The 17,938-nt window shown below is 38.9% G+C and carries 14 protein-coding genes; 12 read left to right on the plus strand and 2 right to left on the minus strand.

The features are described 5' to 3' along the window. The first annotated feature begins 6 nt into the window (after nt 1-6). From H0173_RS15775 to H0173_RS15815, 9 genes are all read left to right on the plus strand, one after another. Nucleotides 7-924: a nuclease-related domain-containing protein gene (locus H0173_RS15775; RefSeq protein WP_221847467.1), complete on the plus strand. Its 918-nt coding sequence runs from the start codon at nt 7-9 to the stop codon at nt 922-924. 426 nt (nt 925-1,350) lie between these two features. Further along, nucleotides 1,351-2,205, plus strand: coding sequence for a MurR/RpiR family transcriptional regulator (locus H0173_RS15780; RefSeq protein ID WP_221847468.1), 855 nt, complete (start codon nt 1,351-1,353; stop codon nt 2,203-2,205). Further along, nucleotides 2,198-3,223: a serine hydrolase domain-containing protein gene (locus tag H0173_RS15785; protein ID WP_221847469.1), complete on the plus strand. Its 1,026-nt coding sequence runs from the start codon at nt 2,198-2,200 to the stop codon at nt 3,221-3,223. The genes H0173_RS15780 and H0173_RS15785 overlap by 8 nt, the downstream gene beginning before the upstream one ends. A gap of 66 nt (nt 3,224-3,289) precedes the next feature. Next, the gene (locus tag H0173_RS15790; RefSeq protein WP_221847470.1) at nt 3,290-4,582 is read left to right on the plus strand and encodes an ABC transporter substrate-binding protein; all 1,293 of its coding nucleotides are present in this window, start codon (nt 3,290-3,292) and stop codon (nt 4,580-4,582) included. Nucleotides 4,583-4,704: 122 nt separating this feature from the next. Then, nucleotides 4,705-5,655 carry a carbohydrate ABC transporter permease gene (locus tag H0173_RS15795; protein WP_221847471.1) on the plus strand — a complete coding sequence of 317 codons (951 nt, stop codon included), beginning with the start codon at nt 4,705-4,707 and terminating at the stop codon, nt 5,653-5,655. Between the two features lie 12 nt (nt 5,656-5,667). Beyond that, complete coding sequence (locus H0173_RS15800; protein WP_221847472.1) at nt 5,668-6,492, plus strand: carbohydrate ABC transporter permease; 825 nt, start codon at nt 5,668-5,670, stop codon at nt 6,490-6,492. After that, the gene (locus H0173_RS15805; protein ID WP_221847473.1) at nt 6,479-7,483 is read left to right on the plus strand and encodes a BadF/BadG/BcrA/BcrD ATPase family protein; all 1,005 of its coding nucleotides are present in this window, start codon (nt 6,479-6,481) and stop codon (nt 7,481-7,483) included. The genes H0173_RS15800 and H0173_RS15805 overlap by 14 nt, the downstream gene beginning before the upstream one ends. A gap of 50 nt (nt 7,484-7,533) precedes the next feature. Next, the gene (gene murQ, locus H0173_RS15810; RefSeq protein WP_221847474.1) at nt 7,534-8,448 is read left to right on the plus strand and encodes an N-acetylmuramic acid 6-phosphate etherase; all 915 of its coding nucleotides are present in this window, start codon (nt 7,534-7,536) and stop codon (nt 8,446-8,448) included. Nucleotides 8,449-8,583: 135 nt separating this feature from the next. Then, a complete protein-coding gene (locus tag H0173_RS15815; RefSeq protein ID WP_221847475.1) occupies nt 8,584-9,195 on the plus strand; it encodes a hypothetical protein in 612 nt (203 codons plus the stop codon). Between the two features lie 72 nt (nt 9,196-9,267). On the opposite strand, the gene H0173_RS15820 is transcribed toward H0173_RS15815, so the two are convergent. Beyond that, nucleotides 9,268-11,010, minus strand: a complete 1,743-nt coding sequence (locus tag H0173_RS15820) for a methyl-accepting chemotaxis protein (protein WP_221847476.1) — start codon at nt 11,008-11,010, stop codon at nt 9,268-9,270. Nucleotides 11,011-11,556: 546 nt separating this feature from the next. Between H0173_RS15820 and H0173_RS15825 the strand changes: the two genes are divergently transcribed. Continuing rightward, a complete protein-coding gene (locus tag H0173_RS15825) occupies nt 11,557-14,352 on the plus strand; it encodes a bifunctional diguanylate cyclase/phosphodiesterase (RefSeq protein WP_221847477.1) in 2,796 nt (931 codons plus the stop codon). Continuing rightward, nucleotides 14,349-15,986, plus strand: coding sequence for a thiamine pyrophosphate-binding protein (locus H0173_RS15830; RefSeq protein ID WP_221847478.1), 1,638 nt, complete (start codon nt 14,349-14,351; stop codon nt 15,984-15,986). The genes H0173_RS15825 and H0173_RS15830 overlap by 4 nt, the downstream gene beginning before the upstream one ends. Nucleotides 15,987-16,018: 32 nt before the next feature. On the opposite strand, the gene H0173_RS15835 is transcribed toward H0173_RS15830, so the two are convergent. Beyond that, entirely contained in the window at nt 16,019-16,738 is a 720-nt protein-coding gene (locus H0173_RS15835; RefSeq protein ID WP_260631214.1) for a hypothetical protein, read from the minus strand. A gap of 231 nt (nt 16,739-16,969) precedes the next feature. On the opposite strand from H0173_RS15835, the gene hprK reads away from it, so the two are divergent. Next, a complete protein-coding gene (gene hprK, locus H0173_RS15840) occupies nt 16,970-17,899 on the plus strand; it encodes an HPr(Ser) kinase/phosphatase (RefSeq protein ID WP_221847536.1) in 930 nt (309 codons plus the stop codon). Nucleotides 17,900-17,938: the final 39 nt, after the last annotated feature.

Here is a 17,938-nt window from a genome sequence, read left to right on the forward strand (position 1 = left end):
GTTGTCATGACTATGAAGTTTCGTTGTGAACCAGCGGAATTAAAACTAATGAGGTATTTAAGTCCTCGTATGAAGCTATCAGACAAAGACATTAATCAATATGAAAATCTCGAAAAGGGCTTTCAAGGGGAGCTGCAGTTTGATGATTGGCAGCGGGAGCTGTCTGGGAAATGTCTGATTTTGAATGACTTAATGCTGGAAAGTCAAAATACGGTTATTCAAATCGATTCGCTGCTCATTTCGTATGATAAGATTTATTTATTCGAAGTGAAAAATTATGAGGGTGATTTTTATGTAGATGGTGATCGTTGGTTTACAATAGCGCGTAAAGAAATTCAAAATCCGTTGCTCCAATTAAAAAGAACTGAAACCGTACTTCGCAAAATTCTTCAAGAATTGGGCTGTTCCTCTCCAATAGAATCTTATCTAATCTTCATTAATCCTGAATTTCAATTATTTCAAGCACCACTAAACGCTCCAATGATATTTTCTTCACAGCTTAATCGATTCAAAAATAAATTAAACAGGAATTCTATTAAAAATAATGATCGTCATCATAGATTGGCCGAACGTTTATTAGCGCTGCATTTAAAAGAATCCCCTTATCTTCGATTACCCCAGTATAGCTATGAACAGCTGCAAAAAGGAATGGTGTGCTCAAGCTGCAGCCACTTTTTTTCTGATTTCAATACGATGAAAAAAGAAGTAGTCTGTGACAAATGCGGGTTTATAGAAAGTGTTCGGCATGCATTTCTGAGAAGCGTTGAGGAATTTCGGTTTCTCTTTCCCGAACGGAAGATCACCACAAGTGCTATTCATGAATGGTGTAAGATTATTAAATCTAAGAAAGTAGTATGGAACCTACTCTCTAAAAACTTTAAAGCCATGGGGCAGTTCAGATCAACTTATTATGTCGAGAAGTAACTTTTGAGGAAATAGCAAATCGCTTACTTACTTTCCCAAATTGGATGGAGTAAGGGAAAAGGTTGAATATAGAAGTTGTTTACTTTCCCAAATACGATAGAGAAGGAGAAAAGGTTGAATATAGAAGTTGTTTACTTTCCTAAATTCGATAGAGAAGGAGAAAAAGTGGAAAATAGAGGCTGATTACTTTCCCAAATTCAATAGAGCAGAAGAAAAGGCGGAAAATAGAGGTTAATTAATATTCCTAAATTTGGTGTAGTGGGAGTAAGGCCGGAATCCTAATGATATTAATCTTCAAAAGCACCGCCCCGACGTCTCCCCTCCAGAAAAATCCATCCTGAAACATTATTTCAAAATTTTGTTGTTTTCGGAAATTTTATTTAATATAATGTAAATTAAGAAGATTCAGAAGATGGTGATAACTTGATGAGCACAGAGATAATCTTCATTCAGGAAAGCATACATACGTTTAAGCCTACGGAGAAAAAGGCGGCAGAATACATTCTTAAATATCCGGATGAAGTGGTAAACCAGTCTATTCAGAAATTAGCGGAAAAAGCGAAGGTAAGTGAGGCTACGATTATACGATTATCGAAATCATTAAAATGTAAGGGGTTTCAAGAGCTAAAGCTAAAAATCGCCTATGAGCTTGCGAAATTGGAAAACGCCAATAACCTTTATGAGGATATTCCTAGTGATGGTTCCATGAAATCATTTATTCAGTCGGTTTCACAAAACAATATACAGTCAATCCAAAATACGCTGCTTGTCCTTTCTGAAGAGGAGCTTGAAAAGGCAGTCACTTTAATTTCGAATGCCCGGTTAATTGCTGTATATGGCTTAGGGGCATCAGCGATTGTCGCACAGGACTTTAAGCAAAAACTGACTCGAATCAACCGATGGTGTGAGGCTGCTTTTGATGGAGACACACAATTAACAATCTCCGCCAATCTAACTAATCAGGATGTGGCTTTTGGCATTTCCTATAGCGGGCAGTCAAAGGATGTGTATGAGTCATTAAAAGTGGCGAAGGAGAATGGAGCCAGCATAATTACTCTTACAAAATCAGGCGATAATCCTGTTTCTTCCCTGGCAGACGCCAAGCTAAATACAACATCTTTAGAAAGAAATGTCCGCAGTGGAGCGACTAGCTCTCGTATCGCACAGCTAAATGTCATTGATATATTGTTCCTAGGTGTGACAAAATCCGATCAAGAGAGAAATATACGTGCATTAGAAAGAACCCGAAAAGCTGTAAAGGCATCGAAGAAAAATGGTTGAACAATACTTAAAACAATTAGTTGGAGATCGACATATTCCTGGGGCTGTACTGTATATTTCAAAGAATAACCGAACAGAATTTTTTCAGTCTTTTGGCAGTTATTTAGATGAAAATAATCTAGAGCAGCCAATCTATAAAAATACCATCTTTGATGTTGCTTCCTTGACGAAAATCATGGCAACACTCCCATCCATTTTAGTATTAACTTCACGCAAAGAGCTGCATTTAGAAAGCTCTGTCCATTCTTTTTTACCGCAATTTACACATAAAAACATCACTCTAAAACATTTATTAGAGCATTCTTCGGGGCTTCCGGCTGATCTTCCCTATAAAGATCGAATGGAGTCAAGGGATGTTATGTCAGAAATATTTAATACGAATCTAGGAAATTTGCCGGGAGCTCAAACCGTATACAGTGATTTAGGCATGATTCTATTAGGAAAAGTGATTGAGAAAGTATCGGGTCAGTCGCTTGATCTTTTTGCAAAGGAAAGTCTATTTAAACCCTGGGGGCTTTCGGAAACTTCCTACCTGTTGCCTGATAACAAGAAGCATCTCGCCGCTTCAACGGAATGGTATAAAGATCGCTACCTTCAAGGAGTGGTCCATGATGAGAAAGCGTACCAGCTTGGCGGTGTAAGTGGGAGTGCAGGAATATTTTCTACAGCAGAAGATATAGTTAGGTATGCTAGCCATTGGCTTTATCCTGAAGAACAGAGCTTAATTGCACCAGAGCTAATGAGAATGGCTGTCCAGCATAGAATGCATAACAGGGGACTTGGTTTTGAGGTATGGAGCGGAGCTGGCGAACCGCTCTCCATTGGCAGTCTCTGGCCATCAGGATCCTTTGGGCACACTGGATTTACGGGAACTAGCGCATGGATTTGCCCGCAAGAGAAACTGGTTATCGTTTTTTTAACCAATGCTGTTCATTTCGGCAGGGGAACTTTGATTAGAAGTATTAGAAAGCAGCTTCATTCATTAATTTACTCCGCGTATAACCCGCCTTCACAATAGCATTCACGCAGAGGGGCTTTATCGGGGAGATAAATAATAAAAAATATTCTAAGGAGGTCATATGCAATGAAAAAGTTGGGAAAGGCGTGGTTGGCAGGGTTATTTTCATTTTCTTTAGTGTTTGCAGCAGCATGCTCGAAAGACACTGGAAGCACTGAGACACCGGAGAAAAAAGATGACGAAGTGAAGAAAGAACAAGTAACGTTAACGATTGGAAGCTGGAGAACCGAGGATACGGCAGGCTATGCCAAAGTCATCGAAGCGTTTAACAAGCAAAATCCTGATATCAAAGTTGAGTTCAAGCCTTCGAAAAACACAGAATACAATACGATTCTGAACACAGCCCTGCAAAGCGGTGAAGGCCCGGATATTATTCATCTGCGTCCATACGCACCCGGAATTGCTTTGGCAGATGGCGGTTTTATTGAGCCGCTTGACGGGCTTGAAGGATTAAATGCATTCCCGGAGTCCACTTTAGCTGCTTCAAAGGGATCAGATGGAAAGCAATATGGCGTGCCTTTAAATATGAGTACAACTCAAATGTTTTATAACAAAAAGATTTTCAGTGATTTAGGCTTAGAAACACCAAAAACTTGGGATGAATTTATTGCATTAAATGAAAAAATTAAAGCAGAAGGCATTACGCCGATTGCACTTGGTACAAAAGAGGGCTGGCTTCTATCCGCGGTGCATGGAATTATTGGGCCGGCACATTATGGAGGAAATGATTTTGTAGACAAGATTACTAAGGGAGAAACGAATTTTACAAGCACGGAGTTTGTTAACTCGATTAAAGCGATGAATGAATTAAAAGCCTATTTCCCTAATAACTATGAAGGTCTTGGCATGGAGGATATCCGTACACTGTTCTTTACAGGAAAAGCGGCCATGTTCCCGATGGGAAGCTGGGAAATTGAAGTTCTGCGCGGAATGAATCCAGATCTAGAGCTAGGTTTCTTCCCAATGCCGTCTGCAGTTGGAAAAGATCCGACAATTACAGCTTGGGTGGACGGATCCTTTGCGGTAAATGCAAACTCTAAGCATAAAGAAGAGGCGAAGAAATTTGTTCAGTTCTTAATGACGAAGGAATTTGGTGAATTATTTACAAAAGAATTCAAGATGATTAGTGCTAATCCAGAGGTTAAATCAGATGATGAGCTAGTTAACGGATTGAGTGAAGCAGTAGCGTCTATTTCCACACCATATATGATGGTTGTTCATTTTGCTGGAGGAAATCCAACGTCAAAAGCAACGTTAGAGCTTGAGCTTCAAGGGATGTATTTAGGTCAGCAGACACCAGAGGGCGTAGCTCAAAAAGTTCAGGAAAGTGCAGAAACTTGGTTCAAGCCGTTTCAATAGGCGCTAAGCGCTCCTCCTAAAAGCTATTGCTTTTAGTCGTGCAAAGATAATGCTGCTGTAGTTCTCCTTGTGGAGCTAGACCATTCGAAATACAGAATTATTAAAGTAAGGTGGCGGTGAATATGCAGACAGAGCCGAATGCCGTTGTCGTCAAACAGATGAAGCAAAGGAAGCGGAGAAGATGGAATATTCATCTTTTCCCTATTCCCGCCCTCGTAATATACGGTTTATTTATTGTATATCCTTTAATTGCGGCGCTAACATATAGCTTCTTTGACTGGAAAGGCATTAAAAGGGGCGCTTTTATCGGATTTGAAAACTATAAAAACCTATTTACCCTTGAGCCTTTCAGCGGGATGTTCTGGAATGCGTTTCAGCATAATATTTTATATTTTGTCGTGCAAATGGTTTTCCAAAATGGGCTGGCCTTTTTGTTAGCGTTTATTATTTATCAAAAAATCCGCGGAGCCGAGTTTTTCAAAATTGCATATTTCCTGCCGCGTTTATTATCTGTCATTGTTGTAGGTTTTTTGTGGAAGCTCATCCTTAATCCTAATTTCGGTGCTTTGAATGTTCTATTAGGGAAATTTGGACTCGAATCCTTGCAGGAAGCATGGCTGGGAAATCCGAAGACGGCGCTGATTGCCATTATTTTAGTCAACTGCTGGTTTGGGATTGGCTTTGCTGTTTTGATCTTCTTAGCAGGCTTTCAATCGATCCCAAGAGAATTAATCGAAGCGGCCACTATCGATGGAGCTAAAGGAATTACGATTTTGACTCGAATTATGCTTCCGTTAATGGTTCCGTCCATCATGATTATTACGGTTCTCACATTCATCCAATCATTTGAAGCATTTGAACTTGTATATGCGATGCAGGGGTCACAAGGTGAGCCTTACCGGTCAACAGATACATTAGCTGTTTATTTCTACCGTCTAGCATTTGGAGGCTCGTCTGGAGATTCTACGGCAATTGGTCTAGGATCAGCACTCGCTGTCGTATTATTTTTTTTCATCTCAACTATAACGGCTGTTTTATTGAAATCTATGAAGAAAAAAGAGATAGAGATGTAGGAGGGAAATAAGGTGAAGCACACAATCTGGACTAGACCAATCTACTATATTATTGCCTTTTTATTTGCCTCTATTAGTCTATATCCGATTATTTTAATGATTCTATCCTCATTTAAGCCAAGTGCGGAAATCTTTATGAGTCCGCTTTCCCTTCCAAAGAGCCTGAGTTTGGATACGTATCGAAATTTATTAGATCAAATTCCGTTCATGACTTATTTCTATAATAGTGTGTTCGTCAGTGTTGTTTCGGTTTTGCTTATTCTTGCCACGACCTCATTAGCTGCTTTTTATATTGCTAGATATACATTCTGGTGGAATAATTATCTATTTTTCTTCTTTCTAATGGGCATGATGATTCCGATTAAATTAGGGATTGTTCCTTTGTTTTTACTAATGAAGGATTTGGGCCTGACGAATTCACTATGGTCGCTTATTATGATGTACACAGCACAAGGGATTCCGCTGTCCATCTTAATACTTACAGGATTCTTCCGAACGATGCCGGTTGAGCTGGAGGAGGCTGCCCGGATGGATGGAGCGAGTGATTTGCGCATTCTTTGGAATGTTGTGCTTCCATTAATGCGCCCTGCCCTAGGAACGGTGATGATTATTAACTTCATTACAGCCTGGAATGATTTCTTTTTTCCATTAATTTTTATTTCAGATGAGTCGAAAAAGACGATTCCGGTTGGAATGATGAAGTTATTTGGCGAGTATTCGGCAGATTGGGGAGCTTTATTTGCGGGATTAACCCTGTCGTCTCTTCCAATGATCATCCTATTCTTTATCGCATCCAAGCAATTTATGGAGGGACTGACAGCTGGTGCCGTTAAATGACGAATTATTTATAGGAATAGATGGCGGAGGTACGAAAACGATCGGCATTATTGGGGATTCCAAAGGGACAATTATAGGCTCTGCAACAGGTGCTTCTACCAATATTAAATCGAGGCCGCCTGAAAAAGTAAAAGAGGCCATACACGATTTGCTATCGGAATTACTAGAGTTTAAGCCCTCTCCACTCCACGAAATAAAGGGCATTTTTGTTTCTACGGCTGGAGGTGACCGAGAAGAGGATCAGGAACGTTGGAAGCAATGGATTTTCGATTATGGAATGTGTCCTGAAAATATATTTGTAGAGAACGATGCGGTTGGAGCTCTAGCGGCAGGAACGAAAGCCCGAGATGGAATGGTTTTGATTGCGGGAACCGGATCAATTGCTTACTTCGTCAGAAAAGGGAAAAGTAAGCCAATCCGTGCTGGCGGCTGGGGTTATCTTTTAGGAGATGAAGGCAGCGGCTACGATATTGGGCGTCTAGCACTTCAAACAATTTTGAGAGCCCATGATGGCAGGGAAGAGAAAAAGGAGGAGTTGACGGAATCTATTCTCCAAGAAGCAGGATTAGAAAGACCTGAACAAATCATTACTTATATTTATGAAGACCCCTACCCAAGGAAATTGATTGCCTCTTTTGCCAAGCATGTAATTTCGCTGGCCGAACAGGGAGAGCCGAATGCAAAGAAAATTACCCAAGAAGCGATCCATCAACTAATAGATTTAGCAGCTTCAATTATTCGCCATGAAAAGGATAACAGCGGCTTTCCATTAGTAGTATCGGGCGGTTTATTCGAATCCCATTATTTTAAAAAGACTTTTGAACATTCAATGAGGGAAAGAGGTTATCATTCCCCTATTATTTTACCTAAATATCCGCCTGTCATAGGTTCGTATATTAGTGCCCTTCTAGAAGTGGAAGCTGCCATTTCAAATGAAATAGAGCAAAATATCGAGAAGTCATGGCAAAAAGTTCTGAAGGATTGTAAATGATTTCTAGGGGCTTGAACACTAGTTTTTCTAAAAAATATGGAGGCTGAAAAATGAATGAAACGAATCCTGCATATTTAACTGAAATGAGAAATGAGAAGTCGGAAAATCTACATCAGTTTTCGACAATAGACATTATTCGGTTAATGAATCAAGAAGATAAACAGGTTCCATATGTAGTAGAGAAGGCGCTGCCTCAAATTAGTAAGGCTATTGATGCGGTTGTTGAAAGATTACAGCAAGGAGGGAAGCTATTTTACATTGGAGCGGGAACAAGCGGCCGCCTCGGTGTGCTGGATGCCTCTGAATGTCCGCCTACCTTTGGTGTAGCACATGATTTAGTGAATGGGATTATTGCTGGTGGGGAAAAGGCTGTTCGTTTTCCAATTGAAAACGCTGAAGATAATTGGGAGGCTGGTAAGGAAGAAGTTGATTCTCATATTAGCTCCAATGATATAGTAGTTGGGATTGCTTCGAGCGGCAGTACTCCCTTTGTGTTAGGGGCAATTGAAAGGGCAAATGAAAAAAACATTCCGACGATTGGGATTTCATGTAATATAGGCTCTGAATTAAGCAGAATTTCTAAATATCCAATTGATATTCCGGTAGGGGCTGAAATCATAACAGGTTCAACCCGTTTAAAAGCAGGGACTGCCCAAAAGATGGTTTTAAATATGATTTCCACTGCCAGTATGATTAAGCTAGGCAAGGTGTATAACAATTTAATGGTCAATGTTCAGGCTACGAATGAAAAGCTGAGACAAAGGTCAATTTCCATTATTCAAGATTTAACAGGCGCGGATGAAGTGACTGCAAAAGAAATGAACGAAAAGGCAAATGGGAATACACGAGCAGCGATATTAATGATCCTCTTTTCCGTTGAATATGAAACGGCTAGCTTAGTATTGGAGGAACAACAGGGGCATTTCCCTAATGCAATGGAACAGCTTCAAAAACTAAAAGGCTGAAAGATTCCAATTAGTTCTTTTGGAATCTTTTTCTTTTTTCTCATCAAACTCTAATTTTCCTCACAGAAAAATCTCATAATGCTCCTTTAGGATAAAAACACGCAAGAAAATAGTTCCAAAAAAGGAGAGATTTTTATGAAAAAATTAATGGTTACAGCAATGGGAGCAGTATTGTTAGCATCAGGAGGAATGTATGCAGTACATGGAAGCCAAGTGGAGGCGTCCGCACAAAAGGCAGAACCTTCTTATTTCTCACAAAACGGAATAGTGCAGCAAGATGTGACACAGCTTCCCGAGTATGAAACGCTTGCAAGCCATGTTGAACTATCAAAATTCAGCTTAAGAATTGTAGAGGATAATGGATCAAAGCGTGTTATGGTCTTAAAAGATGCGAATGGCCGTGATCAAATGAAAAGTATGTTTATGAAAGAAGAAAATCGATTAAAGATTGTTAATTTCCGTGGCGGTTTACTATTTAATGGAATCATTCCTGCTGAAGATGCCAGCACTCCGTCACCTGAAGACCAAAGCAATGCGTCAGAATCAACAACTATTATAAATAGAAATGCTCAATTGCCGGAATATCAAGCCCTCTCTGCGTCTGTAGATTTAACGGGTTATCATGTTGAGATCATTGACGATAATTATAATAATAGAGTGTCCCTTTTCAGAGATTCGAATGGACACATTCAGTATAAAACCATTTATGTGAAAAAGACTGGGCTTGTAAAAATAATTAAAATGTAATGTTAGGAAGACAAAAGGGGCTCTCGGCAGATTTATCTGCTTAGAGCCCCTTCAACCGACAAAGAATCTCCATTACTTAAAAATGGATACCGATTCCTCCAGTTTTTGTGCAAGGTCTTTTAATAGTAGTGTTGTTTCTGCCATGTTATTCATTTTTTCCAGTTCTTCCTTCGATGCATGGTCCACTTCTATTGTGTCTTCTACTGTTTTCTTTGTTATATGAGCAAAGTGCTCTAAAGATGCAAACATTTCCTCTGAACCCGCACTTAACTGCTCTGTTACAGCAGAAACCTCGTGAATTTCTTCATTTACCTTTTGTACAGAGAGTAAAATCTGATTAAAAATTTCTCCCGTATGTTTTACAGCTTCTGTGCCATTGCTCGCCTTTATCATGCTTTTGTCCATTTCGAAAATAATATTGTTCGTTACATTCATAAAATCATGAATATGATGTGTTATTTCCTTTGCGGAAGTCTTTGACTTTTCGGCAAGTACACGAACCTCTTCTGCAACAACTGAGAATCCTCTGCCATGTTCTCCAGCACGGGTTGCTTCAATCGCTGCATTAAGTGCAAGTAAGTTAGTCTGTTCGGAAATCTCAGTTATCACCTTTGTCATTTTGCTAATTTCATCGACTTGGCTGATCATGCTCTTTACATTATGGGCGGTATCATTGATAGATGATTCCACATCTTGAATCTCTTTAATTAAATCGACGATCTCCTGATTACCTGATTGTACGGTTTCTGTAACATGGTTCGAGGATTCTGAAACCTCTGTTGAAGAATCGGCAATCTTTTGAATACCAGTCGACATTTCTTCCATTGCTCTGACTGATTCTTCTAATTGGTGAAGATTGCTTTGGCTGCCATTGGCAATGCTGCTTATTTTAATGACATTGTTTACGTTTGATTCTTTCGAAGTCTCCACATCGTTCGAAAGCTGATCAGATGTTTGCATTAAGTGGTTTGATACATCAACAATATGGGATATTAATACATTAATTTTCTTAGTCATGTCTTTAAAGGATTCAGCCACCTGATTAATTTCATCATTTCCTGTTATCTTCAGGCTATTAATCAATTGGTTAGCTTCTGTTAGGTTTCCTTCTTGAATTTCTATTGCGGTTTTTGAAATGATTGATAAAGGAGCAAGCCGCTTTCTTGTATACAAAAGCATCATAAACCCTGTGAAGGCTACTAATGCAAGTAAAATAGTCAAGTAAAGGGGCAAGGATTTTGAAACAACATTCTTTTGGATGATACCAACATCATCAGCCATAATATCGACTCCCAGTATGCCTATGACCTGGTTGTTTTTATTTTTTATAGGAGCAAATGTGGATAGGTATCTTCCGTATTGAGGATCATTAATAATATCTGTCGCTGTATAGTCCCCCTTAAGGACAGGTTCAATATCTTCATAGCTCGTTCCCGTTGTAGGGGCCCCAATCTCCGCTGCATCTTCAGCGCCTTTAGCCGAACTGTCTACAAGAATAGAAATGTTCTTGCTGTTTTCTTGAAGTATATAAACATAAGCGGCACCTGTTTTTACTTGGTAGTCTCGTAGCTGTTCTCTTAACTTCCAATAGTCTTTAGACTCCGTCATATCATTTAAAAACTTCTCAAAGGTATCAGTATCTAAGCCGGTAGTAATATTCTTTGCTGTATTAATACTGAAATTGGCGATAGTTTTTTCAACTGTCATTTTTGTATTTAGAAATAGTATAAACGCCGTAATAATAAGAATAAACACCATGGCTGCCATTAAAGATAGGATTAATGTAGTACTTAGCTTTCTTACTTTTTGTTTCATGGTCTCCCCTCCAATCTAAAGTATTTTAAACAAGTAATATATCGTCGAAAAATAGCTAATATTAAGTTTTTGGGAATAAAAAAGTTATTCTTTTTATTAGATATTCAATTTGTTAGAAATAAATTCCGTATAATGGAATAAAAATAATAACCTTTTGTGTAAAATTTTCGGAATTAAGGAGGCTTTCATGGCTCGAGCTGAGAATACATTAAATAGAAGAAATCAAAAAAAATCTTTACCCAAATGTTTAATAGAGGAAATAAGGGGTATAAGTGGCTTGGCGGTATTTTTTATTATCTAGAATTAATAAATAGGCTAAAAGGTTGATTGATTAATAAATATTAAAACTATTAACATGGTGATAAACTTAGTAGTAATGAACCATATTTTAGCAATAAAGTCTTGGAAAGATTGTAAGAATTGGCAATGAAACAAGAGGAAGGACCTCAATTTAAAGATAATTTACAAAATTTTTATAAATAGATTTTTAGTCAATATTTGCTTCTCCGACAAAGAAAGCAAATAAAAAATAATGGGGGCATGTTCATGGTGAAGGAACAAACAAGATATTCTCGTCTTGCATACATTACAAAGCTGATCAACACAAAGCTTGATCTCCGGGAAGTCTTGCAGCATGTGACGACAGCCATTTCTGAAGAAATCGTCCAATGTGATTCTGTCGGTATCTATTTGCCACAAGAGGATGGATCATTTAGAGGCTATGTCGGAAAGCCGGAAATTATCAATGGAATGACCTTGGATATGCATGTCATTGATACTGATATCGATTTACTGGCAAAAGAAGTAATTGAAACGCAAAAAACGATATACATACATGATACGTCAAAGGACAGCCGCCCAGATCCAAGAGCTGTGGAAGCGTTCAAAATTAAATCCTTGCTGGCTCTGCCGATTTCCTATGAAAATGAGCTTTTTGGCTTGGTGTTTTTGTTTGATTATGGAATTCCAATGAACTTAACGGAGGAAGAAATTCAAACGGTTGAAGCTTATGTGAATATGGCGGCTGTGGCTATTCAAAATGCAGCCAATCTTACACGTAAGGAGAATCTTATAAAGGAAAAGCAATTATTGCTCGATTTAACACGCGAGCTCTCGTTGTGCTCTACGATGCAGGAGGGAATGGACAAGTGCTTCTTCTATGTTGGAAAAGTGCTGAATAACCCCAATGTTGGTGTTCATATTCTTGACCCTATTGCAGGTAAGAAGATTAAGCCGGTTAGTTTAAGCAAAGATAGTGATTGGCCGGAAGAGGATTGGGTGAGGACGCACAACAAGTTTCATATGAATCAAACGAATGATGCTGTGTTTAAAGAGGTAATAGAAACTAAGAAGGCCCTTCTTATTCCTGATGTATTCGCAGACCATCGGCCAAATCATGAAGTCTGCAGATATTTCGGCATTAAAGGAATGTTTATGCTTCCATTAGTTTCAATGGGGGAGGTTTTGGGTGTTATTGCGGTTGTGAATTTAGAGGAGTGTATGAATTATAGTAATGCTGAAATTCTGCTCGCTCAATCAATAGTGGATGCTACCGCATCAACTCTATCCAACCTATTATATATGGAAAAACAAGAGCTGATTATCGAGGAGAGGACTTCAGAGATTCGGATAAAAAATCAGGAGCTGGAGAGAGTCGTTGCTGAATTGAAGCAGCTTAGCCGTGAGAATGAATTAATTTTAAATTCTGCTGGTGAGGGGATTTTTGGGCTAGACCTTGATGGAAACATTACCTTTTGTAATCAAGCGGGAAAAGAAATGCTAGGCTACGACTCCGGGGAATTAATAGGAGATTCATATAAAACCATTTTTAAAAGACATAAGGGAGAAATGCAAAAAAGTATATTGCCTTATACTGGTACAGATCAGCAGTTTTTTAGAAAGGATGGGACAAGCTTTCCTGTTGAATACGTTATCTCACCAATTACGGAGGGAGATACAAAGCTAGGGGAAGTTGTCACATTTAAGGATATTACACAGAGAAAGCAGCTTGAAGAGGAAATTACTCATCTAGCTTTTTATGATAGTTTAACAAATTTACCTAATAGAGTGCTTTTGAATGACAGATTGCAGCAAGCATTGGCATATGGGAAGAGAAATAACGAAAAAGTTGCTGTTCTATACCTTGATTTAGATCGTTTTAAATTAATTAATGATAGTCTTGGTCACAGCTTTGGCGATCTTTTATTAAGGGAAGCGGCAGACCGCTTAAGCTCGAGCATTCCTGATCATGCAATTATCTCACGGCAGGGTGGGGACGAGTTCACAATTATTTTGCCTATTATACATAGCAATGAAGATGTGCTTAAAGTCGTTAATCAGGTGATCCAAGCTTTCTCTAATCCATTTCATCTAAAAGAGAATGAATTATATGTCAAAACTAGTATTGGAATTAGTCTATTTCCTGAGAACGGTGATTCAGTAGAGACGTTAATAAAAAATGCAGATGCGGCTATGTATAAGGCTAAAGAAATATCAGGTAATAGCTACTACTTCTTTAAATCGGGAATGGATAACCGAACTTTGGCAAGTATGAAGCTGGAGAATGCACTATATAAGGCGCTAGATCAGGATGAGTTGGTCATTTACTATCAGCCGCAAATGAACTGCAGAACGAATGAAGTATTTGGGGCAGAAGCATTAATTAGGTGGAATCACCCGGCAGAGGGGATGATTTCGCCAGCAGATTTCATTCCGATTGCAGAAGAAACTGGATTAATTGTTCCAATCGGGGAATGGGTTTTAAGGAATGCATGCAAGCAATTAAAAGAATGGCATAACCAAGGACATACATTTATGAGTGTCTCGGTAAATTTATCTGTTCGCCAGTTTGAAGAGAATAATTTATTTATGATCGTGAAAGAAATCCTTGAAGAGGTAGATCTGCCCGCAGGCTGCCTTCATCTTGAACTAACAGAAAATCAGATTATCAAAAACACAGAAATTACATTAAGTACGATGGGCCAGCTTAAGGATTTGGGTGTACATATTGCCATCGATGATTTCGGGACAGGATATTCTTCTTTAGGCTATTTAAGAAACTTCCCAATCAGCACGCTAAAAGTAGATAAAACCTTTGTGCAAGACATTATAAATGATGAAGATAACGCAGCCATCACAGATACAATCATCACATTGGCTCAAAACTTGAAATTGGACGTTATTGCAGAAGGTGTGGAGACAAAGGAACAAGTGGAGTTTTTATCCTCGAAAAATTGTTATCTGATGCAAGGATATTATTTTAGCAAACCGTTAAAAGCTGAGGATTTTGCTGAGCAATACCTTCCTCAACATACAAAACTGACATTCGGAGGGATCTCATGAAAGCGATTCGTGCTGTATTAAACTATTTAAAAAGCTGTGGTGTAACTCATATATTTGGAATCCCTGCTGGTTCTGTTAATGCTCTATTCGATGAACTTTATGAAATGCCGGAAATTACACCGATTGTAACAAAGCATGAAGGAGCAGCTTCTTACATGGCTGCCTCCTATGCAAAGTATTCGAAGCAGTTGAGTGTCTGTGTTGGCTGCAGCGGTCCAGGTGGAACTAATTTAATAACAGGGGCTGCAAATGCGATGAGAGAGCATTTGCCTGTATTGTTCTTAACGGGGGCTGTTCCTGTCAATACAGAAGGGCTAAATGCTTCTCAGGAATTAAATGTGGAGCCTGTCTTTGCACCGGTTACGAAATATAGTGTAAAGGTGAAGGAAGCGAAGGATTTGCTTCCAGAAATCGTAAAGGCAGTACAGATTGCGCTATCTGGTGTTCCTGGCCCTGTTCATGTGGCCATGCCAATCGATGTTCAGCAAGGAAAGGCAGGAAATATTGAAATCCCTGCTCCACCTTCACGAACACCGCTCCTTCCTGAAATCGAAACGATTAAACAGGTTGCGAGAGAGCTAATAGAAAGAGATAGCGGCTATATTTTTGTTGGGCAAGGAGCAAGAAATTCAGTCGATACGCTAATAGAGCTTGCTGAAATGTTAGACTGGCCCATTATTACGACTCCTCAGGCGAAGGGGCTTATCCCTGATAATCATCCGCAATTAGCTGGAGTATTTGGGTTTGCTGGGCATGAGAAGGCTTCATCCTTAATGAATGATGGGGATGGTCAGGTGTTATTAGTGATCGGTTCAAGCTTAGGTGAAACAGCAACGAATAATTACAATACCAATTTAACTAAAAACCGCTATACCATCCAAATGGATTTTGACGAGTCTGTGTTTAATCGAAAATATGACATTAATATTCCGGTTTTAGGAGACATCCAACTCAGCTTAATGTATCTTATTGAAGAACTAGGAGCACTTGGCTTAACAAGGAGCCGGAAGAAGTTTGCTGATCGAGAGGATTATTTAACTGATGATCAGGTATATAATACAAAAAACGTTCTTCTAAAACTGCAGTCCTGCCTCCCTTCAAATACAAGATATACAGTTGATATTGGCGAGTTTATGTCATATGTAATTAACTATATGAAGGTTCTGGATTCGGGTACATTTGATATTAATGTCCATTTCGGTGCGATGGGAAGTGGAATTGGAGCAAGTATAGGATCGGCACTGGCAGACCCTGAACGCCCAGTTGTTTGTATTACAGGGGACGGCTGTTTTTTCATGCATGGAATGGAAATATTAACGGCTAAAGAAAATCAGCTTCCGATCTTATTTGTTGTAATGAATAATGCTCGTTTAGGTATGGTATATCACGGACATACATTGCAATATCATCGAGCTCATTCTTCATTTGAGCAGGAGCCTGTCAATATAGCAGCAATGGCAGCGGCGATGAATATTCCAAGCTTTAGGGTAAGTCAAATGGAGGATTTGAATGAAGGGATCATTCATAGTCTGCTTGATTTAAAGGGGCCGGCTCTATTAGAAGTAGCCTTAGTTGACAATAATATTCCACCTATGGGCGACCGTGTGAAATTTTTGTCTTCTTTTTCTAAATAATTGGTTGGATGGAGACGAATCTCCATCCGTTTTTATATATCCATATGTTCAATTGCATTCATAATGGCACCCATTGTTTTTCTTTTAAATGCATCAGGAACAGCTTGTCCGCTCGGATTAGCGTAATAAAACGCACCAACTTCTTCATCGTAATAGAAGCCAAGAGAGGATAAGGATTGCTGTAAATTTTCCGGTAAATGATCTGATCCTGTTTTTTCTGTAAAATAGGCAGTAGGGATAACCTTAACATCTATATCGCCAATACCGGTATGAACTACAAATAAATCGAAATCCTGGCGGGAAATCCATTGACCTTTTGAATATAATGATATCCCTGAGTTTTCTAGAGATGATATGCCATCTAGATTAATCCCAAACAATTGATTAATCATTTTACGAATTTCACTTCCAGTCAAGTTGCTGCTACATCTATTAAGATATTGATCAATTGCCAGCTTTGGAGTAAGGTCATTCCCTTCCAAGGTAGTTAAGCTGGCTATTGCATCAGGCAGCATAAGTTTCGTTAATAGATCTAGGCCGAAAATTTGATTGACAGCCCGGCAAATCTCTATTGTGCCAATTGTTCCTTTAAGTGAGTTCAGATAATGATCCATCACTTTCGATTTTGAAAGCGCTTCTATTTGCTCGTTTATTTCAGCATCTGAAAGTGTTCCTTCTAAACTCTGCATAAGCATAGTTCTAACTCCTTCCATGATTTCAGAAGGATATTTCCCAATAGATACCTCTGACATAAAAATGACCCCTATCATTGTTTTTTTACATAATTATAGCGTAAATATTGGAAAAACTTCATTTTTTCATCCAAAAATTTTACAACTTTTTAAAAGATAGTCTAATACGGTTGTATCGCTCGCTGGTAATTAGTATTATAGGAAAATATATATTGATGGAAAATAATCAAGTATAAGATATATTTCTTCACAAAGAACATTTTTGAGGTGGGAGGGGAGAGTGCGATGAGTATAAAAACTATTACGATTCAACAATTGGTTCGTCAGTTTTCATTAGAAGTTTTGGCTGGAGAAGACCAATTAGATCGTACGATCACGAAACCAAAAACGGTTCGTCCGGGACTAGAATTTATTGATTTTTTTGACTTTCTTCCAGTGGAATATGTTCAAGTCCTAGGCAAGCATGAAATCAATTACTTAAGAACGCTAGATGATCATGAGAGAAAACGGCGTGCAGGCAATATCGTAAAATATAATCCGCCTTGTATTATCGTGACGGCTCATCAGGAGAAGCCCAAATATTTGGCCGAATTTTGCAAGGAAGAGAAGATTCCTTTACTTCAAACCGAGGAACCTACTTATGAATTTATTGCGAAGCTCGATGCTTATATGGTGAAAACCCTGGCGCCTGAAATTGCGGTTCATGGTGTTTGCGTGAACGTATCCGGCATCGGGATTTTACTTCGCGGGAAGTCAGGTGTAGGGAAAAGCGAGACTGCTCATACGTTAATTGGCCGGGGCCACCGATTAATTGCTGATGATATCGTTGTCCTGAAAAAGCTAAGCCCACAAACGCTTCTAGGTACTCATAATGACATGAACAAAGAATTTCTTGCTTTAAGGAGTATTGGACTTTTGAACGTAGTGCGGTTATATGGTAGAAAGGCTTTCCAGGAAGAGACGCGAATTGCTCTTGATATTGAATTAACGAAATGGGAGAAGGATTCTCTTAATAATGAATTAGAGTTAGAATCTAAATTTACGGAATACATGGGCGTTCAAATCCCGCATATCCAAATCCAGCTTCAGCCTGGACGAGATGTGGCAGGATTAATTGAAGCTGCCGCAAACAACTGGTATTTGAAACAGCAAGGCTACAGCGCCGCAGAAGAATTTATGAAGCGGCTTGAAGGAGAAGGACCGGAAAGCAGCTGGAAGTGATAGTTTTGACCGAAATATACTCTTCACCTAGTTTTATCA

Source organism: Bacillus sp. S/N-304-OC-R1, from assembly GCF_019749375.1.
Classification (GTDB): domain Bacteria; phylum Bacillota; class Bacilli; order Bacillales; family Cytobacillaceae; genus Cytobacillus.

Coding starts and splice junctions, on each gene's coding strand:
- H0173_RS15825 (WP_221847477.1), top strand. CDS start 11,557: ATGGTGAAGGAACAAACAAGATATTCTCGTCTTGCATACATTACAAAG.
- H0173_RS15790 (WP_221847470.1), top strand. CDS start 3,290: ATGAAAAAGTTGGGAAAGGCGTGGTTGGCAGGGTTATTTTCATTTTCT.
- H0173_RS15780 (WP_221847468.1), top strand. CDS start 1,351: ATGAGCACAGAGATAATCTTCATTCAGGAAAGCATACATACGTTTAAG.
- H0173_RS15835 (WP_260631214.1), bottom strand. CDS start 16,738: ATGTCAGAGGTATCTATTGGGAAATATCCTTCTGAAATCATGGAAGGA.
- H0173_RS15830 (WP_221847478.1), top strand. CDS start 14,349: ATGAAAGCGATTCGTGCTGTATTAAACTATTTAAAAAGCTGTGGTGTA.
- H0173_RS15785 (WP_221847469.1), top strand. CDS start 2,198: ATGGTTGAACAATACTTAAAACAATTAGTTGGAGATCGACATATTCCT.
- H0173_RS15795 (WP_221847471.1), top strand. CDS start 4,705: ATGCAGACAGAGCCGAATGCCGTTGTCGTCAAACAGATGAAGCAAAGG.
- murQ (WP_221847474.1), top strand. CDS start 7,534: ATGAATGAAACGAATCCTGCATATTTAACTGAAATGAGAAATGAGAAG.
- H0173_RS15815 (WP_221847475.1), top strand. CDS start 8,584: ATGAAAAAATTAATGGTTACAGCAATGGGAGCAGTATTGTTAGCATCA.
- H0173_RS15775 (WP_221847467.1), top strand. CDS start 7: ATGACTATGAAGTTTCGTTGTGAACCAGCGGAATTAAAACTAATGAGG.
- H0173_RS15820 (WP_221847476.1), bottom strand. CDS start 11,010: ATGAAACAAAAAGTAAGAAAGCTAAGTACTACATTAATCCTATCTTTA.